Here is a 25866-nt window from a genome sequence, read left to right as displayed (position 1 = left end):
GAGGGGATTGCATTATCCCTCGGCTCCCCTATGCGCACCTTTCGCAGCGGCCTGACCGCGCTCGCCCTCGTCGCCGGCCTCACCGGCTGCCCCCGGCCCTCCTCCGTCGTCGCGCCCCACGTGCTCGAGTCCGCCGCGGAGCGGGCCGGCCAGGCTGACGCGGAGGCGCGCACGCTCGCGTTCGCGGGCTTCCACGCATACCTCGTCGCGGGCGACGTGAAGCTCGCGCAGCAGCGCTTCGACGCCGCCGTGCAGAAGGACCCCGGCGACCCGTACGCCCTGCAGGGACAGGCGCTGCTGGCCCGGCGCAATGGCCAGTCCGACCGCGCGCTCGCCGCGTCGCTGGAGCTGGTGAAGCGCGCGCCCCGCCACCCGGTGGCCGTCATCGCCGCGCGCTACGTGCTGGACCGCGTGGGCACCTCCCGCGCGGAGGACGACAACATCCTCAAGGGCGTGGACGCCGCGCTCACCGCGGGCGCCCGGGGTGAGACGGCCTACCTGCTGCGCGCCGCGCGCCTGTCCGTGGCGAGCCTGCGCGCGGACACGGCCACCCAGGCCCAGACGCTCAAGGACCTGGGCGGCGCGAGCGAGGCCACGCTGGTGGGGCCCTTCTCTCCCTTCCACGTGCTGGCCATCGACGAGCCCATCGCGCCGGAGAAGGACGGCTCCTTCGCGGGTCCCTTCACGGGCGCGTACGGCCCGCTGACGGCGCGCACGCTGCGCTCGCCGGACGGCCGGCTGGACCTGGGCGGCGAGCCCGGACACGGGGACATGTACGCGCTGGGCATCGACGCGGAGGTGGCGCAGGCCGGCGTGTACGTGCTGCGCACGGTGAGCCAGACGTCGCACCGCGTGCTGATGGACGGCGCCCCCGTGCTGGAGCGCCGCGACTGGGCGCGCACCGCGTCCACGGTGAGCGTGCGCGCGCTGGAGCTCCCCGCCGGCAAGCACCGCTTCGTGGTGAAGATGTCCCGCGACAACACGCAGGGTGGCCTCTCCTTCGCGCTGATGAAGGCGGACGGAAGCCCCTCCGGCGCGCGCCTCACCGCCGCCACCGGGCCCGCGCCGCGCTGGAACGCGAGCGCCCCGGGCGAGGTGGAGGCCCCGGACATGTACCCGGGCGCGGAGGACGTGGCTCAGGCGCTCCAGGGCGAGGCCGGCGAGACGCTGAGCAACTTCCTGGCGGTGCGCGACGGCCTGGCGCGAGACCTGGACGGCACCCACCGGCTGATGGCGAAGCTGGAGGCGACGACGCCCGCGCTGCTCACCCTGCGCGCGGAGCAGGCCGCGCAGGACCGCGGCATCCCGTCCAAGGTGGCGCGAGGCCGGGCCACGCGAGACCTGGAGGCGGCGCTGGCGAAGGACCCGGGCAACGTGGCCGCGCTGCTCTTGCGCGCGGACCTCTTCCTGGATGACGGCCAGCCGGCCACGGCGCTGGACACGCTGAAGACGGCGCGCGACGCGGTGAAGCCCGCGGGCTTCCCGGTGCACATCCTCCAGGCCCGCGCCGCGCTGGCGCTGGACGTGGACGCGCAGGCGGAGGTGGCCCTGGCCTCGGCGCTGGAGGCCCAGCCGGGCCTGTGCGAGGCGCTGGGGTTGCAGTCCTCGCTGGCGCGCCGTCGCGACGCGGTGACCCGCACCGACGAACTGGTGAAGGCCCAGGAGGGCTGCCCCGGCGCGGACGCGCGGCGGGTGGACCACCTGCGCACGCGCGGCGACCTGGACGGCGCGGCCAAGGGCTACATGCAGCTGCTCTCACAGGACCCGGACAACCTCACCACCGCGGCGGCGCTCTCCGGCGTCTACGTGAGCCAGCGCCGCTACGACGACGCGGCGAAGGTGCTCCAGACGCTGGCCGCCGTGTGGCCGCGCAACGCCGAAATCCTCAAGCGGCTGGCGGACGTGCGCGAGTACGCGGGCCAGGGCGCGGAGGCGCTGAAGCTGCGCGAGCAGGCGCTCAAGCTGGACGGCACGGACCTGTCGCTGCGCCGCGCGGTGGAGCGCGCCAAGACGGGCAAGGAGGTGCTGGCGGCGTACGCCATCGACGGCAAGGAGGCGCTCAAGGCCTACGAGGCGGCGCCCGTCACCGGCGGCAGCGCGGCGGCGTACGTGCTGGACGCGGCGGCGGTGCAGGTCTACCCGGACGGCTCGATCGTCAACCGCATCCACACCATCCAGAAGGCGCTGGAGCAGTCGGGCGTGCAGGAGATCGCGGAGGCGAACATCCCCCGCGGCGCCCAGGTGCTGGCGCTGCGCACGCTCAAGGCGGACGGCCGCGTGCTGGAGCCGGAGAACATCGAGGGCAAGGACACCATGAGCCTGCCCGGCGTGCAGGTCGGTGACTCCGTGGAGGTGGAGTACCTGCTGCCCGAAAGCGACCGCGGCCCCGCGCAGCCGGGCTTCACCGCGTCCGCGTTCTACTTCCAGATCGCCAACCAGCCGAACGCGTGGAGCACGTACACGGTGGTCGCGCCCAAGGGCAGCGGCATGAAGGTGGACGCGCACGGCATGAAGGCGCCGCCGCCGGAGGTGAAGGGCGACGTGGAGGTGTTCCACTACGACGCGCGCCGCGTGCCGCCGTTCATCCCGGAGCCGGACGCGCCGCCCTCTGGCAACGAGTACCTGCCCTTCGTGATGGTGGGCGCGGGCGAGACGGGCAACGACGGCCTGGCGCGCGTGTATGGCGACGCGTTCCAGGACCGGTGGATCCGCACCTCGGAGGTGGAGGCGTTCGCGCGCCAGGCCACCGAGGGCAAGAAGGGCCTGGAGGCGGTGAAGGCGCTGCACTCCGCGGTGATGAAGCGCTTCTCCGGACGCGACGCGAGCCTGGCGCAGTCCGCGGCCTCCACGGTGGCGCAGGACCGCGGCAGCCGGCTCACCGTGATGAAGGCGGGCCTGGAGACGCTGGGCATCCCGTCGCGCGTCGCGGCGATTCGCACCTTCAACACCGACCCCTCGCCGTACCTCTTCCCGGCGGACGCGCTGCTGCCCTACGCGGCGCTGCGCGTGGAGGTGCCGGGTGAGCAGCCGGTGTGGCTGGACACGTCCGTGCGCTACGGCCCCTTCGGCGAATTGCCGGAGACCGCCACGGGCGAGCGTGAGGCGTACCTGCTGCCGGAGCCCGGCAAGCCCCTGCAGAAGGTGAAGACGCCGCCGCTCAAGCCGCGCACGGGCAAGGACGTGAAGCTCACGCTGGAGCTGGGCGCGGACGGCAGCCTCAAGGGCCAGGGCGAGGAGGTCTACTCCGGCTTCGAGGCCGCTCAAATCGCCGAGGCCTTCGAGCAGCTCTCCGCGGAGAGCCGCAACCAGGCGCTGCAGGGCGCGGTGGCGCGCTACTTCGGCGGCGCGGAGCTGTCGTCCGTGAAGCTGGAGCACGAGGAGGCCGTGGGCGCGCCCTTCGTGCTGCGCTACGCGTTCACCGTGCCGCGCTTCGGGCGCCTGGAGGGCGACAACCGCATGGCGCTGGGCCCCCTCACCTTCCCCGCCCTGCTGGGCCGGCGCTACGTGCAGTTGTCCACGCGCACCACGCCGCTCTACATCGACGACACGGAGGCCAGCCGCACCAACGTCGCGGTCACCCTGCCCCAGGGCTGGAAGCTCAGCGACCCGCAGACGGGCCTGAAGGTGGACAGCCAGTTCGGCCACTACACCCGTTCGGAAAAGCAGGACGGACGCACGCTCAGCATCTCGGAGTCCTTCAACCTGCCCCGCGCCCGCGTCAGCCCGGCGGAGTACGAGAAGTTCTCCGGCTTCGCGGGTGACGTGGACCTGCTCCAGGTGCGCGAGCTGTTCCTCGTGAAGCAGTAGTCCCCGCGCCGCTTCCGCGCACCCGTCAGGGGTGCGCGGAGCCGGGCTCCGCCACCTGACTAGGGCTGCTGGAAGATGGCGACGGTGGGCGTGCCGTCCTCGTTGATGTAGCCCCGATACATGCCGCTGGAGTTGAAGGGCATGGCCACGTGGCCCTGGCGGTCCATGGCGATGACGCCGCCCTCGCCGCCGGCCTTCACCAGCACATCGTTGATGACGTAGTTGGCGGCCTCCGGCAGCGGGAGGTCCTGGTACTCGACGCGGGCGCAGATGTCGCGCGCCACCGTGTAGCGGATGAAGAACTCGCCGTGGCCCGTGGCGGAGACGGCACAGCGCTCATCCGCGTAGGTGCCCGCGCCGATGATGGGCGCGTCCCCCACCCGGCCGAAGCGCTTGTTGGTCATGCCGCCCGTGGACGTGCCCGCCGCGAGGTTGCCTTCCTGGTCCAACGCCACCGCGCCCACCGTGCCGAACTTGTGGTCCCCCGTGATGGGATCCACGCCCGGCGTCAGCGATGAGCCGGGCTGCGGCTGCGCGGGCGTCGCGGGCTGGCCCGGCGGCGGCGCCGATGCGGGCGGCTGCGCGGGCGTCACCGGCTGTCCGGGCGTCGCAGGCGACGTGCGTTGTGCGGGCGTCACCGGCTGTCCGGGCGTCGCAGGCGACGTGCGTTGTGCGGGCGGCTGCGCGGGCGTCAGCGGCTGTCCGGGCGTTGCGGGCGATGCGCCTTGTGCGGGCGGATGGCCCGGTGCGGAGGGCTGCCCGGGCGTCGCGGGCGACGTGCCTTGTGCGGGCGGCTGCGCGGGCGTCAGCGGCTGTCCGGGCGTTGCGGGCGATGCGCCTTGTGCGGGCGGCTGGCCCGGTGCGGAGGGCTGCCCGGGCGTCGCGGGCGACAGGCCCTGCGTGGACGGCTGACCCTGTTCCGCGGGTGGTGCTCCCTTCGCCTTCTCCTGCTCCAGCGCGCGCTGGAGGCCCTGCCAGCGCTCCTCCGTGTAGAAGTATTTCGCGTCCACCAGGGGCATGCCCTGCGACTGCGCGAAGGCCTCCGCCCCGTCGCCCACCATCATCACGTGCGGCGACTTCTCCATCACCAGCCGCGCCAGGTCGATGGGGTTCTGGATGTGATGGACACCGGCCACCGCGCCGGCCATGCGCGTCTTGCCGTCCATCACCGCCGCGTCCAGTTCGTTCACGCCGTCGTGGTTGAACACCGCGCCCTTGCCGGCGTTGAAGTACGGCGAGTCCTCCATCACGCGGATGGCCGCCGTCACCGCGTCCATGCTGCGGCCGCCCTTCGCGAGCACCGCGTGCCCCGCCTGGAGCGCTTGCGTGAGCGCGGCGCGCATCGCGGCCTCGCGCTCCGGGGTCAGGTTCTCGCGCGAAATCACGCCCGCGCCGCCGTGGATGACCAGCCCCCACTTTGGCTTCACGCGCGGCGGCTCGTCCGTGCGCAAGGCCGCCTCGTCGCGCGCGGCGCCCGCCTGCGACGACGTGACGCAACCCAGCGGGGCCAGCAGCAGCGCGGTGCTCGCGAGCAGGCCGCGGTGCATCCGTGAAGAGAACGAGGGGGACATGCCGTGCGCCTCCAAAGGGGGGCCCGCGCTCAGGCGGACTTCCTTTGTCGTAAAGCCGTTCCCCCAAGGCGTCCAGCGCCGCCGCATGCCGCGCCGCACCAGCCCGGGAGAAGGCATCACCCCGGGCGCCTGCCTGTCCGCCTGCCCTCCGCTTCCCCTCCCGGAAGGGCATGACCACTGTGCAGGTTCGGGTTGTAGGGCATGCCCAGACATCAAGACATCGGGAGGACGGGGCAATGAAGAAGCTGAAGGGGATGCGAGTGGCCGTGCTGGCGGCGGATGGCTTCGAGCAGGTGGAGCTGACGCGGCCGGTGAAGCGCCTGGAGCGAGAGGGCGCACGCGTCACCGTGGTCTCCCTTCACAAGGGCCGCATCCGGGGCATGAACCTGCTGGTGCCCGGCCGCAAGGTGCGCGTGGACGCGACGCTGCGCGACGTGAAGGCCGCGGACTTCGACGCGCTGCTGCTGCCCGGCGGCTTCATGAACCCGGACTTCCTCCGACAGAGCGCCCTGGCACTGGACTTCGTGAAGGACGCGGACCTGTTGGACCAGCCCATCGCGGTCATCTGTCACGGGCCGTGGCTGCTCGCGTCGGCGGGACTGCTGGAGGGCCGGCACCTGACGTCCTGGCCGGGCATCCGCAATGACATGGAGAACGCGGGCGCGCACTGGACGGACGAGCCCGTGGTGCGCGACAGCAACTGGGTGTCCAGCCGCGGGCCACACGACCTGCTCGCCTTCGAGCACGCGATGGTGGAGCTCTTCGCGGAGCGCATGTCGCCCGCTATCGCCCGCCGCTCCACTGCGGAAGCCGCGCCGCGCTGGCCCCGCTGGCTCGCGGGTGGGCTCGCCGCCGCGGCCACGCTGGGCCTGGTCGCACGCGGCCGTAAAGCCCTGGTCTAGAGGCGAGGGCTCACATCCAGCCCAGCTGGAGCCGAGCCACGTCCGACATGCGGCTCTGGTCCCACTGCGGCTCCCACACCAGCTCTACGTGGGCCTCCTTCACGCCGGGCAGCGAGGACACCTTGGAGCGCACGTCCTCCACCAGCACCTGCCCCATGCCGCAGCCAGGCGCAGTCAGCGTCATCTCGATGTCCACGCGCTGCCCGCCCTCGTCCATCGGCGTGGCCTTGCACGTGTACACCAGCCCCAGCTCCACGATGTTCACCGGGATCTCCGGGTCGTAGACCGTGCGGAGCTGCTCCCAGACCTGCTCCTCGTGGAACTCGCCGGGCGTGACGCTCTCATCGGGCGTCTTCGCCTTGGCGGCGTACTCCTCGCCCAGCACCTCCGCGTTCTTCTCGTCGATGCGGAACAGCTGGCCGTACGGATCCTGCACCGTGACGTTGCCGCCCAGCGTCTGCACCACCGTCAACTCCGAGCCCGCCGGCAGCAACACCTTGTCCCCGCTGGGGATGAGCATCGCGTCCACGTCGCGCTCGATGACCGTCATCGCGCCTCGCATGACCCCTCCCTACTCCGTCGACACCGACGTGGAGCGGCCATCCAGCGCCGCGTTCAGCGTGTGCCACGCCAGGCTCGCGCACTTCACCCGGGCCGGGAACTCGCTCACGCCCGACAGCACCGCGAGCTTGCCCAGCGACTCCACGTCCACCTTGTCCGGCCCTTCGGTCACCAGCGTGTGCACGCGCTCGAAGAGCGCGTGCGCCTCTTCCCGCGTCTTGTCCTTCACCGCGCCCGTCATCAGCGACGCGGACGCCTTGGAGATGGCGCAGCCCTGGCCCTGGAAGCCGATGTCGCGGATGACGCCGTCCTCCAGCTTGAGCGTCACGGAGAGCTGGTCGCCGCACAGCGGGTTGTAGCCTTCCGCCGCGCAGGTGGCGCCCTCCACCACCCGGAAGTTGCGCGGGCGCTTGGAGTGCTCCAGCACCACCTCCTGGTACAGGTCCTTGAGGTCCGAGCTCACGCGAACACCTCCTTCACCTTGTGCAGGCCCTTCACCAGCGCGTCCACGTCCTCACGCGTGTTGTAGAGCGCCAGCGACGCGCGCGCCGTGGCCGCCACCCCGAAGCGCTGCATCAGCGGCTGGGCGCAGTGGTGCCCGGTGCGGATGCAGATGCCCTCCTGGTCCAGGATGGTGCCCACGTCGTGCGGGTGGACATCCTCCAGCGTGAAGGACAACACGCCCGTCTTGTGCGGCGCCGTGCCCACCAGCTTGAGCCCCGGAATCGACTGGAGCGCGTCCGTCGCGTACGCGAGCAGCCACTGGTCGTGCTGGGACACGTTCTCCATCCCCACGGCCTCCAGGTACCGGATGGCCGCGGCCAGCCCCACCGCGCCCGCCATGTCCGGCGTGCCCGCCTCGAAGCGGTGCGGCACGCGGTTGTAGACGGTCTTCTCCATCGTCACGGAGAGGATCATGTCCCCGCCGCCCTGGTACGGCGGCAGCGACTCCAGCATGGCCAGCTTGCCGTACAGCACGCCGATGCCCGTGGGCCCGAAGAGCTTGTGCCCGCTGAAGGCGTAGAAGTCACAGCCCAGGTCCTGCACGTCCACCGGGAAGTGCGTCACCGACTGCGCCCCGTCCACCAGCACCGGGATGTTCTTCGCGTGCGCCTTCGCCACCAGCTCCTTGATGGGATTCACGGAGCCCAGCGCGTTGGACACATGCGTAATCGCCAGCAGGCGCGTCTTCTCCGTGAGCAGCGCGTCCACGGTGTCCATGCGCAGCTCGCCGCGCTCGTCCACGGGAATCACGCGCAGCTTCGCGCCCGCCGCGTCGCACACCATCTGCCAGGGCACGATGTTGGAGTGGTGCTCCATGGCGGAGATGAGCACCTCATCGCCCGGGCCCACGTGCTTGCGGCCGTAGGTGGCGGCCACCAGGTTGATGGCCTCCGTGGTGCCGCGCACGAAGATGACCTCGCGCACGTCCTTCGCATGGATGAAGCGGCGCACCGTCTCGCGCGCGTCCTCGAAGGCCTGCGTGGCGCGCTCGGAGAGGATGTGCACGCCCCGGTGCACGTTCGCGTTGTCGTGCGTGTAGTAGCGCGTGATGGCGTCCAGCACCGCCTGCGGCTTCTGCCCCGTGGCGGCGCTGTCCAGGTACACCAACGGCCGGCCCCGCACCTCCTGCCGGAGGATGGGGAAGTCCGCGCGCACTCGCGCCAGGTCGAATCCAGGCCCGCTCATCCCATCACCTCCGCCGAACCCGGCAGCTTCTCCGCGAGCAACGCCTCCACCCGCGCGCGCACCGGACCCTCCGGCACCGCGCGCACCAGCTCGCTGGCGAAGGCCTGCGTCAAAATCCGCTCCGCCTCCACCTTCGGAATGCCGCGCGAGCGCAGGTAGAACAGCGCGTTGTCATCCAACCGACCCACCGCCGTGCCGTGTGCGCACTTCACGTCGTCCGCGAAGATCTCCAACTGCGGCCGGGCGTCCACCTGCGCGCCCTCGGAGAGCAGCAGGTTGCGGCTCTGCTGGCTGGCGTCCGTCTTCTGCGCGTCCTCGCGCACGCGAATCTTCCCGTGGAAGGTGCCGCGCGCGCGGTCGTCCAGCACGCCCTTGTAGAGCTCGCGGCTGGAGCAGTGCGGCACCGCGTGGTCCAGGTCCGTGCGGTTGTCCAGGTGCTGCGTGCCCCGGCCCACGAACAGGCCGTTGAGCACGCACTCGCCACCCTCGCCCGCGAAGGCCGCGTGCACTTCATTGCGCGCCAGCGCGCCACCGAACGAGAACGCGTGCGACTGGAAGCGGCTGTCGCGCCCCTGCCGCGAGTACAGCCCGCCCAGGTGCAGCGCGGTGTCACCCTCCGCCTGGAGCTTGAAGTGGCGCAGGCTGGCGTTGTCCCCCAGCGACACCTCCGTCACCGCGTTGGTGAACGTCGCGCCCGAGCCCAGGCTCGCGTACGTCTCCACCAGCGTGGCCTCGCTGCCCTCGCCCGCCACCACGACGATGCGCGGGCTGGCCAGCACCGGCCCGTCGCCGCCGCGCGCGAGGAACAGCAACTGCACCGGCACCTCGCTCAAGGCCCGAGGCGCGAGCGTGAGCAGCGCGCCCTCTTCCAGCAGCGCCGCGTTGAGCGACGTGAAGGCATGCGCCGACGGCCGAGCGCGCTGGCCCAGCGTCTCCTGCAACAGCGCCCCGTCCTCGCGCAGCGCCTGCGACAGCGGCTTGAGCACCACGCCGCGCGGCAGGCCGGCGAGCACCGACAGCGCCGGCACGAAGCGGCCGTCCACGAACACGAGCCGGGGACCGGGCAGCGCCAGCCGAGCCACCGCCTGCGCCACGTCCTCGCCCACTGACACGTCCCGCACGGGCTGGAACGGATGCGACGACAGCGTGGCCACGGGCGTGTACTTCCACTCCTCGTCCTTGGACGTGGGCAGGCCGCGCGCCTGGAACTGGCTCAAGCCCTCCTCACGTAGCGCCTGGAGCCACGAAGGGACATCCGCGCGCGCCTGGAAGGCCCGGGCCACGTCCACGTAGTGGGACGCGCTCATGGCCGGGCCTCCTTCGCCTTACCGGCCCCCTCCCCGCCAATCCAGCCGTAGCCCTTCTCCTCCAGCTCCAGCGCCAGCTCGCGTCCACCCGAGCGCACGATGCGGCCCGCGGCCATCACGTGCACGTGGTCCGGCACGATGTAGTCCAGGAGCCGCTGGTAGTGCGTGATGACGACCATCGCCCGGTCCTTCGCGCGCAGCGCGTTCACGCCACCCGCGACGATGCGCAGCGCATCGATGTCCAGGCCCGAGTCCGTCTCGTCCAGCAGCGCCAGCCGGGGCTGGAGCACCGCCATCTGGAAGATCTCGTTGCGCTTCTTCTCTCCGCCGGAGAAGCCCTCGTTCACGGAGCGGCTCATGAACGCCGCGTCCAGTTGCACGAGCTTCGCCTTCTCCTTGGCCAGGGAGAGGAAGTCCATCGCATCCAGCTCTTCCTCGCCCTTGGCGCGGCGCTGCGCGTTGAGCGCCGTGCGCAGGAAGTGCAGGTTGCCCACGCCGGGAATCTCCACCGGGTACTGGAACCCCAGGAACACCCCCGCCTTCGCGCGCTCCTCCGGCGGCGTGCCCAGCAGGTCCTTGCCGTCGAAGCGCACGGTGCCCTTCGTCACTTCGTACGTCTCACGCCCCGCCAGCACGCCCGCGAGCGTGCTCTTGCCGGAGCCGTTGGGGCCCATGATGGCGTGCACCTCACCAGCGCCCACCTCCAGGTTGATGCCCTTGAGGATGTCCTTGCCGCCCACGCGGGCATGCAGGTCCTGGATGCTCAACAACGACGCCATCACCCCACGCTCCCTTCCAGACTCACGCCCAAGAGCTTCTGCGCCTCCACGGCGAACTCCATGGGCAGCTCCTTGAAGACCTGCCGGCAGAAGCCGTTCACGATCATCGACACCGCGTCCTCCTGCGAGATGCCGCGCTGCCGGCAGTAGAAGAGCTGGTCCTCGCCAATCTTCGACGTGGACGCTTCGTGCTCCACCTGCGCGGTCGCGTTCTTCACCTCGATGTACGGCAGCGTGTGGGCGCCGCACTCGTCACCCAACAGCAGCGAATCGCACTGCGTGTAGTTGCGTGCGTTCGCCGCGCTCTTGAGCACCTTCACCAGGCCCCGGTACGTGTTCTGCCCGCGGCCGGCGGAGATGCCCTTGGACACGATGGTGGACCGGGTGTTCTTCCCGATGTGCACCATCTTCGTGCCCGTGTCCGCCTGCTGCCGGTGGTTGGTGAGCGCCACCGAGTAGAACTCGCCCACCGAGTCATCCCCCTTGAGGATGACGCTGGGGTACTTCCACGTAATCGCCGAGCCCGTCTCCACCTGGGTCCACGAAATCTTGGAGCGCTGGTGCGCGATGCCGCGCTTGGTTACGAAGTTGTAGATGCCGCCGCGCCCTTCCGCGTCACCCGGGTACCAGTTCTGCACCGTGCTGTACTTGATGGACGCGCCGTCCAGCGCCACCAACTCCACCACCGCCGCGTGCAGCTGGTTGGTGTCGCGCATGGGCGCGGTGCAGCCCTCCAGGTAGCTCACGGAGGCGCCTTCATCCGCGATGAGCAGCGTGCGCTCGAACTGGCCCGTGTCCGCCGCGTTGATGCGGAAGTACGTGGACAGCTCCATGGGGCACTTCACGCCCTTGGGCACGTAGCAGAACGAACCGTCGCTGAAGACCGCGGAGTTGAGCGCCGCGAAGAAGTTGTCGGAGAAGGGCACCACCGTGCCCAGGTAGCGCTCCACCAGCTCCGGGTGCTCGCGCACCGCTTCGGAGAACGAGCAGAAGATGACGCCCGCCTTGTAGAGCTTCTCCCGGAACGTGGTGGCCACCGACACGGAGTCGAACACCGCGTCCACCGCCACGTTCTGAAGGCGCTTCTGCTCCTCCAGCGGGATGCCCAGCTTCTCGTAGGTGCGGAGGATTTCCGGGTCGACCTCCGACAGGCTGTCCTTCTTCGGCTTCTGCTTCGGCGCCGAGTAGTAGCGGATGGCCTGGTAGTCGATGGGGTTGTACTTCACCGCCTGCCACGACGGCTCCTTCAGCGTGAGCCAGTGGCGGTACGCCTTCAGGCGCCACTCCAGCATGAAGGCCGGCTCGTTCTTCTTCGCGGACAGGACGCGGATGACGTCCTCATCCAGGCCGGGCGGCAGCGTGTCCGACTCCACCTGGGTGACGAAGCCCGCCTGGTAACCCTTGCGGGTGAGCTCCTGGATGGTTTCGGTGGTGCTCATGAGCGGACTCCCGTGACGGAAGCGGGCGCGCTGATGGACGCCGGCAGGCCCAGGCCCACCAGCCGCTCCGGCATGCGGGGCGCGGGCGCGCGCAGGTCCGCGAGCGTCAGCTTCCCCAGCGCTTCCTGGATGGCTTGATTGATGAGGCGCCAGTGGCCTCGCACCTGGCAGACGGATTCCAGCTCGCAGGGGCCCGCGGGCTTGCCCTGGTGCTGGCCACACTCCGTGAGGGACACCGGCCCCTCCAGCGCGGACACCAGCTCCGCCAGCGAGATGGCCTCCGCCGGACGCGCCAGGCCGTAGCCGCCGTTCGCCCCCCGGTGTGACACCACCAGACCCGCCTGCAACAGGCCCTTCAGGACCTTGCTCGCGGACGGAAGGGCGACATGCGTGCGCGCCGCCAGCTCTCGCGTGGTGCGGGTTTCCCCGTCCGCGCGCGCCAGCTCGGTCATCAGCACGATGCCGTAGTCGGTCATCTTGCTCATCCGGAGCATGTGGGGGTGTCTCCTGTGGCTGTCCGCGGGCCCGATGCCCGCGACGGCCTCTTATGTAATGTGGACCTGTTTAGTCCACATTCAAATCCAGAGCGCTTCCCTGCCCGTTACGTCGGGTGCGGGTTCGCCGCACTCCACCGGGCAAGCTAGGGTGGAGCCGTCCGCTTTTTGAGTCCGTCTCCCCCCGAGGAGCCCCACCGATGCGCCGTTCCCTCCCCCTCCTGCTCACCGCGCTGGCCCTCGCCCTGGTGGGTTGTGAGAAGAAGTCCGCCCCGGCCCCCGCGCCCGCGCCCGCCACGCAAGAGGGTGGCGCCACGGCCGCTCCGCCAGGACCTCCGCCGGCGGGCAGCATCCTCATTGGCGAGGTGGGCAGCCTCACCGGCTCCGAGGCCACCTTCGGCATCTCCGCGCGCAACGGCATCGACCTGGCGCTCCAGGAGGCCAACGCCGCGGGCGGCGTGCGCGGTCAGAAGCTGGTGGTGCGCGTCTACGACAGCCAGGGCCGGCCGGAGGAAGGCGCCCAGGCCGCCACGCGCCTCATCGCCCAGGACAAGGTGGTGGCGCTGTTGGGTGAAGCCGCGTCGTCCGTGTCCATGGCCATGGCGGACAAGGCGCAGGCGGGGAAGGTGCCCATGATTACGCCCACCTCCACCAGCCCGGAGGTGACGAAGAAGGGCGACTACATCTTCCGCGTCTGCTTCATCGACCCGTTCCAGGGCCTGGTGATGGCGAAGTTCGCGCGGGAGAACCTGAAGCTGTCCAAGGTCGCGATGCTCACCGACAACAAGAGCGCCTTCTCCGTGGGGCTCGCGGAGGTCTTCAACCAGAAGTTCAAGGAGTTCGGCGGCACCATCGTCGGCAACGAGAGCTACTCCAAGGGCGACACGGACTTCCGCGCGCAGCTCACGTCCATCAAGAACCTGAAGCCGGAGGCGGTGTTCGTCCCGGGCTACTACACGGACGTGGGCATCATCGCGAGGCAGGCGCGCGAGGTGGGCCTGCGCGTGCCGCTGCTGGGCGGTGACGGCTGGGACTCCGACAAGCTGTACGAGCTGGGCGGCTCCGCGCTGGAGGGCAGCTACTTCTCCAACCACTACTCGCCGGACAACCCGGACCCCGTCGTGCAGAACTTCCTGAAGACGTACAAGGCCGCTTACGGAGCCGTGCCGGACAGCGTGGCGGTGCTGGCGTACGACGCCGCGCGCCTGCTGGTGGATGCCATGAAGCGCGCGCCGGACACCTCTGGGCCCGCGCTGCGCGACGCCATCGCGTCCACGAAGGACTTCCCGGGCGTGGCGGGCACCATCAACCTGGACGCCAACCGCGACGCGGTGAAGCAGGCCGTGGTGATGAAGGTGGAGGGCGGCAAGGCGGTGTTCGTCACCACCGTGAAGCCCTAGGCCGCTTCCGGCCGCCCGTCCCCTACCGTCAGGGGATGGGCGACTGGATGATGTAGTAGATGGATTGGAAGTAGGTGTTGAGGGCCCGCAGCAGTTGGACGAGGAACGGCCAGCTCATCACCGTGAAGCCGAAGAACGCCGCCGTGATGACGCCGTACTCCGACATGGCCTGGCCACGCTGGAGGGCCTGCTTCAGGCTAGCGCGCGCCTTCATCGGGAGCCCCCATCGTCATGTTGCCGCCGCCGCCCTTCTTGCCGTTGCGGCACTGGTCCACGCACTTGTCCTTCGCCTGGCCAGCGACCTTCGTGCAGTAGGGCTGCGCGTTCTTCGCCTTCTCCTTGCACACCTTCTCGAACTTCATCTTGTCCTCCGCGCAGCGGCGCTCGCAGCTCGCGCCAGCGGAAGCCAGGGGGGCCCACAACAGCGCGCCCACGCCCAGGGAGAGGACCAGAAGCTGCTTCTTGAAATGGCTCATCGTTCGATCTCCATGCGCGCGGTTCACGGCGCGGCCTGGGCCCGCATCAGGGACAGATGGAAGTCCACCGACTGCTGCGCGGCGGGTTGCCTCAAGGTGGCCTGTCCGCGCAGCCCCGTGCGCGTCAGGGTCAGCTGGGTCTCCTGGAAGCCCTCCTGACCGGCCTCCGCCACGCTCCAGCCCTGCTCGCGCAGCTGCGCGCGGTAGGCCTGATCCGCATCGGAGAGCGTGGCGCCGGGCACCCGGCCCGACACGGTGATGCTGGTGGCACCCTCCATCCGCAGGGACAGGGACGCCACGTCCTGCAGGCCCCGCGGCACCGGAACGCCCGGGGGCACGCGGCCCGCGCGCTCCAGGTAGTTGCGCATGCGCGCCGAGGAGACGAAGACCAGGGTTTCGTCCCCCTGGTGCAGCGTGGACATCAGCCGCACCTCGTCGTCCTTCGGGGCCCAGTAGCCCACGTAGCCGGCGTTGTCGTTGAAGCGCACGCCCACGACGGGCAGGCCTTCATCCAGGATGACCTTGCGGTAGTGCTGCAGCACCTGGTCCGACGAGTCCTGCGTGGAGAACCACGCCACCGCGATGGGCGTGTCCGGCCCCAGGTAGTCCGCGGCCAGTGCCTCCGGACGGCCGCCGTTGGGATAGGGCGGGAAGTACGTCAGCGTGCGCGCCAGGATGGCTTCGTCCCGCTTGGAGCGCGTGGGGCCGCTCTGCGCCGCCGTCGCCTCCTGGTCCAGTTCGTCCGCGGCGGCCTCCGCCCGCTCCAGCTGCGTGCGGGCGCCTCCGTACTGCGCCTCCTCCAAGCCCATGCCGATGGCGATGCCCGCCAGCGCCACCGTCACCAGCACCGCCGCGGTGCGGAAGGCGGGGTGCGCGGTCAACTCCTTCAGCACGACTCCGGATCCTTGCACCCCATGTACCACTCGCCCCGCTGCCCGTGCTTGTAGGTGTTCTGGTTCTTGTCGTTGTCCCAGTCACGCCACTCCTGGTTGAAGTAGCGGGTGCTGCCCTCCTGGTCCACGGTGTTGGCCGGGGTCTGCATGTTGGCCAGGTGCGGGTGGATGGACACGTACGGGTCGTTGGGCGAGTCCTCGAACATGTACAGCATGGAGCCGTCCAGCAGGTCCTGCGTCAGCGCGTTGCGGAACTGCAGCATGCGCTGCTTCATGGTCATGGCGCCGCTGACGTTCGAGTACACGTAGTCCACGCGCTCGTAGAACTCACCGCTGGAGTCCGACGGGGAGATGTCCGCGTCCTCCGTCAGCGCCCAGGTGTCGGTGATGATGCTCATGCGCTGTTCCTTGAGGAAGTACGCATTGCCGCCCATGCCGGTGTCACCCGTGCCCTGCTGGGCGTTCGAGTGGACGTCACCCTCGCCCTTCCAGTTCTTCTTGGTCAGCGCCACGTTCTTGCTGAACTCCGGAAGGAACTGCTCGGGCAGCAGGTAGTTCTCCACCACCGCGCGGGCGGAGCACTCGATGTAGCCGCCGTTGGTGAACTGGCCCTGGTACTGGCCGGCCAGGCCGCCCAGCGACGCCGCGCCGGTGTCCGGCGCCTCGCACGTCACCTGCTTGGCCTTGTCGTTCATCCAGCACACGTGGGCGACGACCGCCAGGTGGTGGTCCAGGTCCTCGCAGTCCGCGTAGTTGCTGCCGGACATGACATCCGGCCGGTCGATGCCGGACTCGTGGTCGCAGTAGGTGAGGCGGGCGTTGTGCTGCACGTTGGAGGTGCCGCCCTGGGGGCCGCTGCCGCCGCCGCCGCTCTGCTTGAGCGCCTTGGTGTAGTCCTGCGTGGTGAAGTCCCAGATGGTCGTCACCGCGGCCTCCTGGGCATCCAGCGAGTAGCGCAGGAGGTCGTCCAGGAAGAGCGCGTACATGAAGATGGGGATGAGGACGATCATCGACAGCGCCATCTCCACGGAGGCGGCGCCCCGGACGCGGCGGCTCTGCGGGTGCACGGCGCTCATAGGGCCAGGTCCTTGGCGCCGGCGAGGTCCGCCGCGTCGCTGTTGCCGGCGCGGTTGAGCACGCGCGAGGCCTCCTGGGCGGTGAACGGGTGCAGCTTCACGCGCCAGTAGGGGTTGAAGAGGCCCGGGGCCTCCTTCCAGCCGTTGGGGCCCAGGCGGTGGTAGTAGACGAGCACCTTGGAGAGCGCCGCGCCTTCGCCCGGCGCGAGCTGCAGCTTTCCGTCGCCCTGGGCGCCGTGCGTGAGCGTGAAGGAGCCGGTGTCGTTGAGCTCCCAGGGCGCCTTCTTCGGGTCACCCACGAAGAACTGCTTGGTGACGTAGCTGTAGACATGCGGCTGGCCCCAGTCCGTGCTGGGGTCGTCGTTCGCGCGGAACTTCATGAAGCAGTTGCCGGTGCTCGAGCAGGACATCAGGTCCTTGGTGTTGATGCCCTTGAACTCGTCGTGCTGGCCGGAGTGGGCGCCGGAGGGCTCGTGGCTGCCGCCGTTCTCGCTGCTCTCCACCACGGCCTTGTAGGTGCCCACGCCGAAGCCGTGGCGCCACTGGGACATCATGGTGCCGTGCTCGTCCGCGACGACGACCTTGCCCTCGTTGCCGGTGACCTGGCCGGGGCCGTGGATGTTGCTTTTGGTCTGCGCGACCTTGGCCGTGCCCTGGTGCCCCATGATGACGTGGGTGCCTTCCTGGGGGATGTCCTTGAGCAGGTCCTTGATGAAGTCGCTTTTGAAGTAGGTGGGCAGCCCGCTCATGATGACGGGCAGGCTGCGGTTGGCGGCCCAGCCGGGGCGCGAGGCGTTGGAGATCTCCGTCATCACCTGGGCGCGGGCCTTGTTGCTGGAACCGGCGCGCGAGCAGTTCATGCCGTCCACCGCGCAGTCGAACTCCTCGCTGTTGAGCCCACCCACGGACGATTCGAGCGAGTTGGCGCCAGGGACGTTCCAGTCGGTCAGCTTCGACAGGTCCGCGGACTGTCCGCTGCGCACGGCGTTGCGCGCCTTGCTGTGGGCGGACTTCTGCGAATCGTGGATGCTGTTGGCCATCTTGTTCAAGTCTTCGATGACCTTGTTGAACTTCTCCTCCACGTCCTTGACCTTGGAGTCGTAGTCACTCGCCTTGGAGCTGTAGTCCATGGCGATCATCACCGCTTCCAGCGCGTCGAAGCAGTGCTGGAAGTTGTAGGGCGGGCACTGAGCGACCTCCAGCGCGGCGATGATGAAGAAGCTCATCATGCCGGCGCGCATCATGTCGCCCGTGGCGCTGGCGGCGGCCATGTAGCCGTGCGCGGACGTCATGCCCACGTAGGACGACGCGATGGCCCGGTTGCTGGCCGCGTAGTAGTTGAGCGCGCGCGCCTCCACGACGCCCATGGAGTAGGCGAGCGCGTCGCTGTGCTGCTGCAGGCTCATCTTCTCCCGCAGGGCATGGCTCAGGTTGAAGCTCAGCGTCGTCATCAACGCGAGCAGGAGGAACGACAGACACGCGAGCACCAGGGCCTGGCCCCGGTGGCGGCGCTTGGGCCGGGAGGCGGACCTCACGGTTCGAACGGGAAGATGCATTCGTTCTCCTCCGGAAGTTCCTTCTGGGTGAGGTAGATGTTGGAGTGCATCCGCATGATGTACGTGGCGCGGATGGGCAGGATGTAGAGCTTGTTGTCCGCCGCGGAGTCGTACTTGGACATCTTCTTGACGACGAACTCGTCGCGGTCCGAGTCCTTGCCCAGGCGCAAGACGTGCGGCAGCTCCCGGCCGCGCGCGATGTTGTAGATGACCATGTCCGCGAACGGGATGGGCATGCGGTAGTTGAACGTCACCTGCACGCTCAGCTTGGTGCGCAGGCTGTCCGCCCAGCCGCCGTCTCCGGAGGCGACCTTCGGATCATCGAAGTCCATCTCCTTGTTGCCGTGGGAGCCGGAGCCCATGTTCCCCTTGAGGGGGCCGCAGATGGTGACCTCCGCGAACTTCAGGCCGGAGGCGTCGTTCATCTTGTTCTTGGAGATGTCCCCGGATTCGAACTTGGACCTGAAGTCACCGGCGCTGGTGATGGGCTTGATGATTTCCGCGCCCCCGCTGGCGGCCGTGCTCACCATGGGCAGGAGCACCGCCAGGGCGGCCCTCTCCATGGTGGGGATGTCCGCGTTGTGCAGGGAGCCGGCGCGCACGGCCTTGTAGGCCGCGTACTTCGTGAGGAGCCGCGCCTGGTGCATCAACCCCAGCTGGAGGATGCCCAGCAGCATGAACACGAACAGGGGCAAGACGATGGCCGTCTCCACCGCCGCCTGGCCTGATTCGTTGCCGCGCCTCATGCTTCGCCCCTGTACTGAAAATACCCCAAGGTGGGAGTCTTCCCGACCCATTGTGCCGTTACCATACCGCCCGTAGGTTCGGCGGGAATCGGCCAAGTGGCCGGGAATGCAGGCCCGGCCTCCGGGCTTGCGGACATTATCGGGCCGGCCGGGGTCCTGGGTGCTTGACGCTGTGCGTATGCCATGGTTGGCACGGGCATTCGCGTTGAGGCGCAGGGAGACGAATCCATGATCTGGCACGTGGCGAAGCGAATGGGCGTGGTGTTGGCGGTGGCGTTGCTGGCGGCCTGCAGTGACGACGGCGAGGGCGGCGGCAAGACGGACGGTGGCACCTCCACCGATGGGGGCACCAACGCCACCAAGTCCCTGGCGCCGGGCCTGGGCTTCTCGAGGGAGGCGCCGTTGGGGCAGGCCTTCACGCTGCCCGCGGGGCTGACGCTGGAGAACCCCATCGTCGCCTACTCGCCGGAGAACCCGGTGGACTGCGACGACAAGTACTCGGACGAGGCCAAGGGCACCGGCGAGGAGGTGCGGGTGTGCCTCATCTTCAACAACACCACGAACGCGCCCATCACCGTGACGCTGCCGCCGGGGCTCATCCTCGTGTCGACCAACGACGACGTGCAGAACGGCATCATCGTGCAGACGGTCAGCATCGTGGTGCCGCCGGGCGAGCGCTACTTCGCCCCGATGTTCGCCTACTGCGTCAACGAGAACCGCTCCACGACGGGCAATGACGACCGGTACGAGTTGGGGCCCACCGTCCAGCACAAGGACTTCCAGGACATGTTCTCGCTGCTGGCGGGCAAGGACATCTCGAAGGAAGAGGCTGCTCGCATCCAGAGCGTGGTCGACCATGTGGCCCAGGGCGAGGGGCTGTCCGCCGCCGACCGCGCCACCCTGCAGGGCATGTAGCCCCCGCGCCGCGGCCCTTCGTCCGGCGGGCCTTCACCGCCGCCGGGCGATCTCCTGGATGAGCGCCACGTAGCGGCGCTGCTGGGGATTCAACTTGAAGGCCTTGCGGAGGGCATCCTCCGCGAGCGCCCACTGGCCCTCGCCCCGGGCCACGTCGCCCAGGAAGGCCCAGCCCTCTTCCAGGCCGGGATCCTGGCGCGTCAGCTCCTGGAGTTCCTGGAGCACCAGCCGGCCGTGCGCTTCCGGCTTCATGAGGTAGCGCGCCCAGGCGCGGTGGGCCTGGTACAGCGGGCGGGGGTCGATGTCGCAGGCGTATTCGAAGTACTCGAAGGCGCCCGCGAAGTTGCGCGCCTCCAGGCGCCGCTTGGCCTCGTCGAACTGGGTGGTGGCGTCCAGCAGGTCCGTGCGGATGCGGAACTGCTCCGCGGTGGAGGGCCGGCCTGTGTTGCTGCGCGCCTTCTCCCGGTGCGCCTGCCTGCGCTTCTTCCACAGCGCGTTCTGCTCCGGCTCCGACAACGAGCCGTAGGCCCGCGCGTACGCGGCGAGCATCCCTTCCGCCTTCTCTTTCAGCTCCGAGGTCTGGAAGCGCAGCGGTGAGAAGCGATCCGCGGCGGCGAGGAACGCCTTGCGCAGCGCCACCGGCTGCACGTCCTCCGGCACATCCAAGAGCGCGAACGGATCCAGGCTGCGGTGGTTGAGGAACGCGCCCACGAGCGCGTTGCGCGCGGCCTCGTCCTCGTCCGAGAAGGGCGTGCCCGACGGGGCCTGCTGGGCCTGCACGGGCACCGGCGTGAAGACGGGCTCCGGGGCGGGCGCGACGGCGGGGGCCTTCCTGGCCAGCTCCTCGGCGCGTGCGTCCACGTCCTCCGCGAAGCCCGCCACGCCCAGCAGGCACAGCGCGTAGAGCCGGCGCAGCACGGAGTCCATGTCGAAGCCGGTGCGCTCCAGCAGCTCGTTGAAGGTGGGCCGCTGGCGCAGGGCCTGGAACAGGCGCGCGTCCTTGGAGGACAGCTTGGGGGCGGACTCCACGCCGGGCATCTGTCCGAAGCGGCGGTCGTCCGTGAAGGTGAAGTGCGTGGCGACGGTGTCGAAGGGCAGCTGGGTGGAGACGCCCGTGAGGATGAGCTGCGCGGTGTTGGCGCGCACGGTGGCGTCCGGGTGCTCCACGTCCGCGATGAGGCGGTACTTCGCCTCCGTCCAGCGGAAGCAGTCCAACAGCTTGTGCGCCAGGTTCGCCTGGAGCTGCTTGTAGAGGTCGAAGGGGCTGATGAGCCCCTTCTGCACGAGCAGCCCGCCCAGCTGCATGCCCGAGGACACACTCTCCGCCAGGGACTTCTGGTAGTCGCCTTCCGGCAGGCGGCCCTTCTCCACCAGGTACTTGCCCAGCGTCTCGTGCAGGAGGTTGGAGTTGCACGCCACCGGCGCGCCGTCCTCGAAGGTGATGCGCTTCTCGCGCTGGCGCACCTTGAGCTCCAGCGTGCAGGTGCGCTCCTCCACCATCAGCGCGTGCAGCAGCAGCGGGAAGGGCGTGTCCGCCAGCAGGCCCTCGCGCTGGCGCAACACCTGGGACGGCAGGGGGAACATGCGCGGAAAGCCTACTACTACTCCGCGTCGTCGCCGCCCATGTCGTCCGCGGCGTAGGGCTCATCCTCGTAGGCGCCGTAGCGGCCGTAGGTGTCGTGCGTGGGCAGGTAGCGGGTCAGGTACGCCCCCACGCCCATCAACACCAGGGCCACGGCGGCGTACGCCAGCGGGCGGGACGGACGGGCGCGGTACGCCCACCAGCGGTCGCGGCGCTTCTGGAAGCGGGGGGCGACGGCGTACTCGCGCCAGGCGGCATCGCGGGCGTCCTGCGCCTCCACGTCCAGCCCCTGCTTGTCCATTGCACGCGCCAGGAGCACGCGCCCCTCCACGGAGCCCTGACGCACCTGGAGGAAGCGCTCCAGGGCCTCGCGCGCGCCGGGGAAGTCGCCGCGCTGGAGGCGGAAGCGGCCGCGCTCCAGGTCGATGGCGCCCTGGCGGAAGTCGGCGTCCAGGCGCTCGGCCTCGGTGAGCAGCAGCTCGCCCCGGGGCGCGTCGCCCGCGCCCAGGTAGGCCACGCCCAGCAGGTAGAGGGTGTCCACGTCGTCGTCGCCCGCGTCCAGGTTGGGGCGCAGCAGGTCCACCGCCTCCTGGTAGCGCTTCTGGCCCAAGCGGATGTCGGCCAGCTCCGCGCGGGCGCGGCGGTCGTGGGTGTTGGTGAGGATGGTGCCCGCGAGGTCTCCCGCGCGCTGCCACCGCTTGAAGGCGCGCATGGGGCTGGGCAGCACCTGCAGCGTGAACCGGTCCGCCGCGAACAGCAGCACGGCCAGGATCCCGAGGGACAGCAGCGGGCTGCCCGTCAGCATCGTGAGGCCCATCCACATGAACCACTTGGTCAGCACGGTCGACTCGTCCTTCCTGGATCCACCTACAGCAGCCGCGCGCAGATGGCGCTGTGCACGTCCGCTCCCCGCTCCGTCAGGGCCAGCCTGCGGCCATGACGGGTGGCGAAGCCGTGGGCCACCAGCCGCTCCACCTCCGCGCGCCGGGGCTCCACGGGCTGGCCGTATCGCTCACAGACGGCCTCCCAGTCCACCCCCGACACCAGGCGCAGGCCCATGCTCAGCCGCTCGGCGAAGAGCTCCTCGGCGCTCAGGTCCTCGCGGCTCGCCTCCGGGAGTCTCCCCTCCTCCACCGTGCGCAGGTAGGCCTCCGGGCTCCGGAGGTTCACGTAGCGGTGGGGCGTGGGGGACAGCAGCATGCCGGTGGCGCCCACGCCCAGCGCCAGGTACTCGCCGCCGGTCCAGTACAGCGCGTTGTGCCGGGAGCTGAGGCCGGGGCGCGCGTGGTTGGAGACCTCGTAGCGGGTGAGGCCGTGCGCGCCGTACACGTCGCGCACCACCTGGGCCATGGCCACCACGTCGTCGTCCTCCGGCAGGAAGAGTTCACCGCGGTCCAGTTGCTTGGACAGCGGCGTGGACTCCGCCAGCACCTCGCGCTCCACCGTCAGCGCGTAGGTGGACAGGTGCTCCGGCTCCAGCGCCACCGCGCGGCGTGCGTCCGCCTCCACCTGCGCGACCGTCTGGCCGTGCACGCCGTAGATGAAGTCCATCGCCACCACGGGGAAGGCCGCCTGACGCGCCGCCGCCACCGCGCCCTCCACCATGGCGGCGTCGTGCGCGCGGCCCAGCGCCTTCAGCGTCTGAGGCTGGAAGGACTGCACGCCCAGGGACAGCCGGTTGATGCCCGCGGCGCGGTAGCCGGCGAAGCGCTCCGCGTCCGCGCGCTCCGGGTTGCCCTCCAGCGAGACTTCCAGGCCGGGGGCGAGCGACATGCGCGCGGCGATGCCCTCCAGCACGCGCGCCACATGGCGGGGGTGCCACAGGGACGGCGTGCCACCGCCCAGGAAGAGGGACTCCAGCGGCTTCGTGCGCAGCGACGGGTCCGCGGCGAGGCGCGCGTCCAGCTCCGCCAGCACCGCGTTCGCGTAGCGCTCCTCCGGCACCTGGCGCGCCACCGCCACCGCGAAGTCGCAGTAGGGGCACTTGGCCAGGCAGTACGGGAAGTGCAGGTACAGCCCGAAGCGGGCTGCCTGCATGCCCGTCAATGGGTCCGTGGGCGCGGCGAAGGACATGGAGGTCCAACCTCTACTTCAGGGCCTTCAATTGCGCTTCCAGCCGCGCCACCTTCGCCTTGGCACTGGCAGCCGATTCGAGCGCTGCCTCGGCCGCCATCAGCTTGCGCTTCATGGAGGCCACGTCCGCCTTGAGCTGGTCGCGTTCCGCCGCCAGGTCCGAGGGCACGTCCGCGCCGGCAGCGGGTGCCGCCGCGAGCTTCGCTTCGAGCGCCTGACGGGCCGCCTGCTCCGCCTTGAGCGAAGCGCTGACCTGGGCGAGCCGGGCCTCCAGCGCGGCCTTGTCCGCCTGCCGCGCGTCACCCACTTCGGCCTGCGCCTGGGACTCGCCGAGCTTCGCCTCCAACGCGGCCCGCTCCACGTGCTCCGCTTCGAGCGCGGCGCGAGCCTCCTCGAGTTGCGACTCCAGCGCCGCCTTCACGCCCTGCTCCTCCAGGAGCGTGACGTCGGACTGCGCGAGCTTCGCCTCCAGCAGCGCCTTCGCGTTCTGCTCCGACGTGAGCTTCGCTTCGAGCGCGGCCTTCGCCGCGTCCAGGTCCTTCACGCGGGCTGCCTGTGCTTCGGCGACGCGCCGCTTGGACTCGGAGGCCTCCAGCGCGCCCTCCACCATCTTCACGCGCTGCTGGAGCCGGTCCACCTTGTCCGCTTCCGCGCGGGCCGCCTCCAACTGCTCGCCGAGGGAGACCAGCTCATCGCGCTGGCCGTCATGTCCCGCGCTCAGCGCCTCGGCGCGGCCCTCGGCCTCGGCGGCCTGCACCCGGGCGTCCGCGATCTCTGCTTCCACCGCCTCACGGCGGGCGCGCTCCAGCGACAGCTCCTCCTGGGCCTTGGCGACCAGGGCCTGCTGGCGCTGCACTTCCGCCTCGCGCTGGCCCGCGGCCGTCTCCAGCATGGACACGCGCGCGGAGTAGCCCACGCGCTCCGCCTGCGTGGTGGCCAGCTTGCGCTCCACGGCGGCCATCTGCTGCTGGTGCGCCTCACGCTCGGCCTGCGAGGCCGTGGACTGAGCGGTGAGCTCCGCCAGCTGGGCCTCCAACGCCGCCACCTTCGCCTCGGACTCGTGGACCCGGACCTCGGCCTCGTGCACCGCCTCGCCGAGCGCCGCCGCGTCCGACTCCATCCGGTCGCGCAGCGAGACCTGTTCGACCTCCGCGGCCTCCAGCACCTCGCGCAGAGAGGCCAGCTCCGACTCGGTCATGCGCGCGCGGACCTCCGCGGCCTCGACCTCCGAGCGCGCGGCTTCACGCGCCTGGGCGACCTCCGCCTCCAGCTCGCGCACGCGCGCCTGGACCCGGGCGGCCTCCGCGGCGCGGCCCTCCAGGGCACTTCGGAGCGAGGGCAGCTCCGCGGCCTCCACCGTGCGCGCGGTGAGCGCCGCGCGCAGACCCACCGCGTCCGCGTCCTTCAGCGCGAGCGCGCGCTCCAGCTCCGTCACCTGCGTCTGGAGCGTCTTGAGCCCGTCCTCCACCACCGCGAGCTGCCGGCGCGCGGCGTCCCGCTCGCCCTCCATCCCCTTCGCGTGGGTGTGCGCCTCCTCCAGCGAGCTGCGCGACCAGTCGCTCTCGCTCTCCAGGGCACCCATGGCGCCCTTCGCCTCCGAGAGCGCCGTCTCCAGCTGGCTGATGTTGAGCGCCTGCGCGTCGCGCTCGGTGGTCAGCCGCTCCACGTCCGCGAGCAGCGACTGGTACTGCTCCTGGACCGCCTCCAGCGCGCCCTGCGCCTCGGACTTGCCGGAGGCCAGCTCCGCCATGCGGTCCTGCGCGAGCCCCAGCGCCTCCTTCGCGCCGACCAGCTCCTCCGCCATCGACCCGCGCGACTCGCGCTCGGCGTGGAGTTCCTCCGTCAACCGGGGGACCTCCGACTCCACCTCCGCCAGCGCGCGCGTGAGGTCCTTGCGGTCCGCCTCCGACGCGGCGAGCTCCGCCTCCAGCGAGGCGACCTTCGCCTGGGCCAGCTTCAGCCGCTGCTCGTCCTGCGCGGACGGCGCCGGAGCACCGCCGCCGCCTTCCCTGCGCGCCTTCTCCAGCGAAGCCTTGAGCTGGGTGACTTCGCCCTCGCGCTCGGCATACAGCGCGCGCGCCCGGGCCAGGGTCTCCGTCTTCTGCTTCAGGATGCCCCGGAAGAACTCCAGCTTCTCCTCCGGCGAGCCCCCCATGGGCAGCCGGGGCTCCGCGGGCTCCGCGAACGGGTCCCCCTTGCCGGGGCTGCGCGCCGCGGCCGCCGGGGACGGAGGCGTGGTCGTGGGCAACCCTCCACCCCCGATGGGCGCGGGGTTCGTGGGCACCCGGGCAGCGGGCGCGGCGGCAGGGGCTGCGGGCAAGCCTGCGGCGGGCCGCCGGGGCGGCAGGGGGGGAGGCGCGGAGGGGGGAGGCCTGGGAACCGCGAGTGGCCTGGGGGGCGCCGGAGCGGGCGCCGCCACTGGGGCGTCGCCGTCATCCAACAATTCCTTCAGGTCCGCGAGCGGATCCGCCTCGTCCGGGGGAGACGGCATGTGCGCGGCCCAATTTACCGGCCACGGGGGGTTTCCACCAGTTACGCGATGGACACCGCGCCGCTTCGCCTGCCTGGTGGGAGGCGGACGGCACGGTCCGCTCGACGTG

Annotated in this window: 21 protein-coding genes and 2 pseudogenes; 4 read left to right on the top strand and 19 right to left on the bottom strand. The window is 70.5% G+C overall.

Features of this window, described 5'->3' with window-relative positions:
* Positions 1–30 precede the first annotated feature (30 nt).
* The gene (locus D7Y04_RS05245) at positions 31–3807 is read left to right on the top strand and encodes a tetratricopeptide repeat protein (RefSeq protein ID WP_121758510.1); all 3777 of its coding nucleotides are present in this window, start codon (positions 31–33) and stop codon (positions 3805–3807) included.
* 59 nt (positions 3808–3866) lie between these two features.
* On the opposite strand, the pseudogene D7Y04_RS05240 reads toward D7Y04_RS05245, so the two are convergent.
* Both D7Y04_RS05240 and D7Y04_RS05235 read right to left on the bottom strand, forming a co-directional pair.
* A pseudogene (locus D7Y04_RS05240) lies at positions 3867–4343 on the bottom strand (isoaspartyl peptidase/L-asparaginase); the annotation flags it as partial.
* A gap of 459 nt (positions 4344–4802) precedes the next feature.
* A pseudogene (locus D7Y04_RS05235) lies at positions 4803–5354 on the bottom strand (isoaspartyl peptidase/L-asparaginase); the annotation flags it as partial.
* Between the two features lie 260 nt (positions 5355–5614).
* On the opposite strand from D7Y04_RS05235, the gene D7Y04_RS05230 reads away from it, so the two are divergent.
* Positions 5615–6280 (top strand): type 1 glutamine amidotransferase domain-containing protein, encoded by a 666-nt coding sequence (locus D7Y04_RS05230; protein WP_121758509.1) that lies wholly within the window; start codon positions 5615–5617, stop codon positions 6278–6280.
* 10 nt (positions 6281–6290) lie between these two features.
* Here the strand turns inward: D7Y04_RS05230 and sufT are convergent, their stop codons facing one another.
* Genes sufT through D7Y04_RS05195 form a run of 7 tightly spaced genes read right to left on the bottom strand, consistent with a single transcriptional unit; the run spans position 6291 to position 12549 of the window.
* Positions 6291–6842 (bottom strand): putative Fe-S cluster assembly protein SufT, encoded by a 552-nt coding sequence (sufT, locus tag D7Y04_RS05225; RefSeq protein ID WP_120598962.1) that lies wholly within the window; start codon positions 6840–6842, stop codon positions 6291–6293.
* Between the two features lie 9 nt (positions 6843–6851).
* Positions 6852–7304 carry a Fe-S cluster assembly sulfur transfer protein SufU gene (gene sufU, locus D7Y04_RS05220; protein ID WP_120580586.1) on the bottom strand — a complete coding sequence of 151 codons (453 nt, stop codon included), beginning with the start codon at positions 7302–7304 and terminating at the stop codon, positions 6852–6854.
* Positions 7301–8530 carry a cysteine desulfurase gene (locus D7Y04_RS05215; RefSeq protein WP_120580585.1) on the bottom strand — a complete coding sequence of 410 codons (1230 nt, stop codon included), beginning with the start codon at positions 8528–8530 and terminating at the stop codon, positions 7301–7303. The genes sufU and D7Y04_RS05215 overlap by 4 nt, the downstream gene beginning before the upstream one ends.
* Positions 8527–9837: a Fe-S cluster assembly protein SufD gene (sufD, locus tag D7Y04_RS05210; RefSeq protein ID WP_121758508.1), complete on the bottom strand. Its 1311-nt coding sequence runs from the start codon at positions 9835–9837 to the stop codon at positions 8527–8529. Before sufD ends, D7Y04_RS05215 begins: the two co-directional genes overlap by 4 nt.
* Complete coding sequence (gene sufC / locus D7Y04_RS05205; RefSeq protein ID WP_121758507.1) at positions 9834–10616, bottom strand: Fe-S cluster assembly ATPase SufC; 783 nt, start codon at positions 10614–10616, stop codon at positions 9834–9836. The genes sufD and sufC overlap by 4 nt, the downstream gene beginning before the upstream one ends.
* Complete coding sequence (sufB, locus tag D7Y04_RS05200) at positions 10616–12055, bottom strand: Fe-S cluster assembly protein SufB (protein WP_120580582.1); 1440 nt, start codon at positions 12053–12055, stop codon at positions 10616–10618. The genes sufC and sufB overlap by 1 nt, the downstream gene beginning before the upstream one ends.
* The gene (locus D7Y04_RS05195; RefSeq protein ID WP_120580581.1) at positions 12052–12549 is read right to left on the bottom strand and encodes an SUF system Fe-S cluster assembly regulator; all 498 of its coding nucleotides are present in this window, start codon (positions 12547–12549) and stop codon (positions 12052–12054) included. Before D7Y04_RS05195 ends, sufB begins: the two co-directional genes overlap by 4 nt.
* A 200-nt stretch (positions 12550–12749) precedes the next feature.
* Between D7Y04_RS05195 and D7Y04_RS05190 the strand changes: the two genes are divergently transcribed.
* The gene (locus D7Y04_RS05190; protein WP_121758506.1) at positions 12750–13949 is read left to right on the top strand and encodes an ABC transporter substrate-binding protein; all 1200 of its coding nucleotides are present in this window, start codon (positions 12750–12752) and stop codon (positions 13947–13949) included.
* 28 nt (positions 13950–13977) lie between these two features.
* Here the strand turns inward: D7Y04_RS05190 and D7Y04_RS05185 are convergent, their stop codons facing one another.
* From D7Y04_RS05185 to D7Y04_RS05160, 6 genes are read right to left on the bottom strand one after another with little or no spacing between them, the layout of a single operon-like run.
* A complete protein-coding gene (locus tag D7Y04_RS05185; protein ID WP_120598965.1) occupies positions 13978–14163 on the bottom strand; it encodes a hypothetical protein in 186 nt (61 codons plus the stop codon).
* Complete coding sequence (locus D7Y04_RS05180) at positions 14147–14425, bottom strand: hypothetical protein (RefSeq protein ID WP_120598966.1); 279 nt, start codon at positions 14423–14425, stop codon at positions 14147–14149. The genes D7Y04_RS05185 and D7Y04_RS05180 overlap by 17 nt, the downstream gene beginning before the upstream one ends.
* 23 nt (positions 14426–14448) lie before the next feature.
* Entirely contained in the window at positions 14449–15318 is an 870-nt protein-coding gene (locus D7Y04_RS05175) for a hypothetical protein (protein ID WP_121758505.1), read from the bottom strand.
* On the bottom strand, positions 15312–16394 hold the full coding sequence (locus D7Y04_RS05170; RefSeq protein WP_120598968.1) for a hypothetical protein: 1083 nt from the start codon (positions 16392–16394) through the stop codon (positions 15312–15314). The genes D7Y04_RS05175 and D7Y04_RS05170 overlap by 7 nt, the downstream gene beginning before the upstream one ends.
* Positions 16391–17950 carry a TadE/TadG family type IV pilus assembly protein gene (locus D7Y04_RS05165; protein ID WP_120598969.1) on the bottom strand — a complete coding sequence of 520 codons (1560 nt, stop codon included), beginning with the start codon at positions 17948–17950 and terminating at the stop codon, positions 16391–16393. Before D7Y04_RS05165 ends, D7Y04_RS05170 begins: the two co-directional genes overlap by 4 nt.
* Positions 17926–18696, bottom strand: coding sequence for a TadE/TadG family type IV pilus assembly protein (locus D7Y04_RS05160; protein ID WP_120598970.1), 771 nt, complete (start codon positions 18694–18696; stop codon positions 17926–17928). The genes D7Y04_RS05165 and D7Y04_RS05160 overlap by 25 nt, the downstream gene beginning before the upstream one ends.
* A gap of 228 nt (positions 18697–18924) precedes the next feature.
* Here D7Y04_RS05160 and D7Y04_RS05155 point away from each other — a divergent pair, with 228 nt between their 5' ends.
* The gene (locus tag D7Y04_RS05155) at positions 18925–19611 is read left to right on the top strand and encodes a hypothetical protein (protein ID WP_147454774.1); all 687 of its coding nucleotides are present in this window, start codon (positions 18925–18927) and stop codon (positions 19609–19611) included.
* A gap of 33 nt (positions 19612–19644) precedes the next feature.
* Here D7Y04_RS05155 and D7Y04_RS05150 read toward each other — a convergent pair whose 3' ends face one another.
* Genes D7Y04_RS05150 through D7Y04_RS05135 form a run of 4 tightly spaced genes read right to left on the bottom strand, consistent with a single transcriptional unit; the run spans position 19645 to position 25757 of the window.
* Complete coding sequence (locus tag D7Y04_RS05150) at positions 19645–21195, bottom strand: DUF4388 domain-containing protein (protein ID WP_121758504.1); 1551 nt, start codon at positions 21193–21195, stop codon at positions 19645–19647.
* Between the two features lie 17 nt (positions 21196–21212).
* Complete coding sequence (locus D7Y04_RS05145) at positions 21213–22031, bottom strand: lipopolysaccharide assembly protein LapB (RefSeq protein WP_120598975.1); 819 nt, start codon at positions 22029–22031, stop codon at positions 21213–21215.
* Between the two features lie 29 nt (positions 22032–22060).
* Complete coding sequence (gene hemW, locus D7Y04_RS05140; RefSeq protein ID WP_121758503.1) at positions 22061–23266, bottom strand: radical SAM family heme chaperone HemW; 1206 nt, start codon at positions 23264–23266, stop codon at positions 22061–22063.
* 13 nt (positions 23267–23279) lie between these two features.
* Positions 23280–25757: a plectin 1 isoform 8 gene (locus D7Y04_RS05135; protein ID WP_121758502.1), complete on the bottom strand. Its 2478-nt coding sequence runs from the start codon at positions 25755–25757 to the stop codon at positions 23280–23282.
* Positions 25758–25866: the final 109 nt, after the last annotated feature.

The organism is Corallococcus sp. AB038B, from assembly GCF_003668955.1.
Lineage (GTDB): Bacteria > Myxococcota > Myxococcia > Myxococcales > Myxococcaceae > Corallococcus > Corallococcus exiguus.
Note: the sequence above shows the minus strand (reverse complement) of the source record. Positions and strands in the feature narration are given on the sequence as shown.

Excerpts from the sequence above, each read along its gene's own strand:
- D7Y04_RS05245 (WP_121758510.1), top strand. The coding sequence starts at position 31 with ATGCGCACCTTTCGCAGCGGCCTGACCGCGCTCGCCCTCGTCGCCGGC.
- D7Y04_RS05230 (WP_121758509.1), top strand. The coding sequence starts at position 5,615 with ATGAAGAAGCTGAAGGGGATGCGAGTGGCCGTGCTGGCGGCGGATGGC.
- sufT (WP_120598962.1), bottom strand. The coding sequence starts at position 6,842 with ATGCGAGGCGCGATGACGGTCATCGAGCGCGACGTGGACGCGATGCTC.
- D7Y04_RS05215 (WP_120580585.1), bottom strand. The coding sequence starts at position 8,530 with ATGAGCGGGCCTGGATTCGACCTGGCGCGAGTGCGCGCGGACTTCCCC.
- sufD (WP_121758508.1), bottom strand. The coding sequence starts at position 9,837 with ATGAGCGCGTCCCACTACGTGGACGTGGCCCGGGCCTTCCAGGCGCGC.
- sufC (WP_121758507.1), bottom strand. The coding sequence starts at position 10,616 with ATGGCGTCGTTGTTGAGCATCCAGGACCTGCATGCCCGCGTGGGCGGC.
- sufB (WP_120580582.1), bottom strand. The coding sequence starts at position 12,055 with ATGAGCACCACCGAAACCATCCAGGAGCTCACCCGCAAGGGTTACCAG.
- D7Y04_RS05195 (WP_120580581.1), bottom strand. The coding sequence starts at position 12,549 with ATGCTCCGGATGAGCAAGATGACCGACTACGGCATCGTGCTGATGACC.
- D7Y04_RS05190 (WP_121758506.1), top strand. The coding sequence starts at position 12,750 with ATGCGCCGTTCCCTCCCCCTCCTGCTCACCGCGCTGGCCCTCGCCCTG.
- D7Y04_RS05185 (WP_120598965.1), bottom strand. The coding sequence starts at position 14,163 with ATGAAGGCGCGCGCTAGCCTGAAGCAGGCCCTCCAGCGTGGCCAGGCC.
- D7Y04_RS05180 (WP_120598966.1), bottom strand. The coding sequence starts at position 14,425 with ATGAGCCATTTCAAGAAGCAGCTTCTGGTCCTCTCCCTGGGCGTGGGC.
- D7Y04_RS05170 (WP_120598968.1), bottom strand. The coding sequence starts at position 16,394 with ATGAGCGCCGTGCACCCGCAGAGCCGCCGCGTCCGGGGCGCCGCCTCC.
- D7Y04_RS05165 (WP_120598969.1), bottom strand. The coding sequence starts at position 17,950 with ATGCATCTTCCCGTTCGAACCGTGAGGTCCGCCTCCCGGCCCAAGCGC.
- D7Y04_RS05160 (WP_120598970.1), bottom strand. The coding sequence starts at position 18,696 with ATGAGGCGCGGCAACGAATCAGGCCAGGCGGCGGTGGAGACGGCCATC.
- D7Y04_RS05155 (WP_147454774.1), top strand. The coding sequence starts at position 18,925 with ATGATCTGGCACGTGGCGAAGCGAATGGGCGTGGTGTTGGCGGTGGCG.
- D7Y04_RS05150 (WP_121758504.1), bottom strand. The coding sequence starts at position 21,195 with ATGTTCCCCCTGCCGTCCCAGGTGTTGCGCCAGCGCGAGGGCCTGCTG.
- hemW (WP_121758503.1), bottom strand. The coding sequence starts at position 23,266 with ATGTCCTTCGCCGCGCCCACGGACCCATTGACGGGCATGCAGGCAGCC.
- D7Y04_RS05135 (WP_121758502.1), bottom strand. The coding sequence starts at position 25,757 with ATGCCGTCTCCCCCGGACGAGGCGGATCCGCTCGCGGACCTGAAGGAA.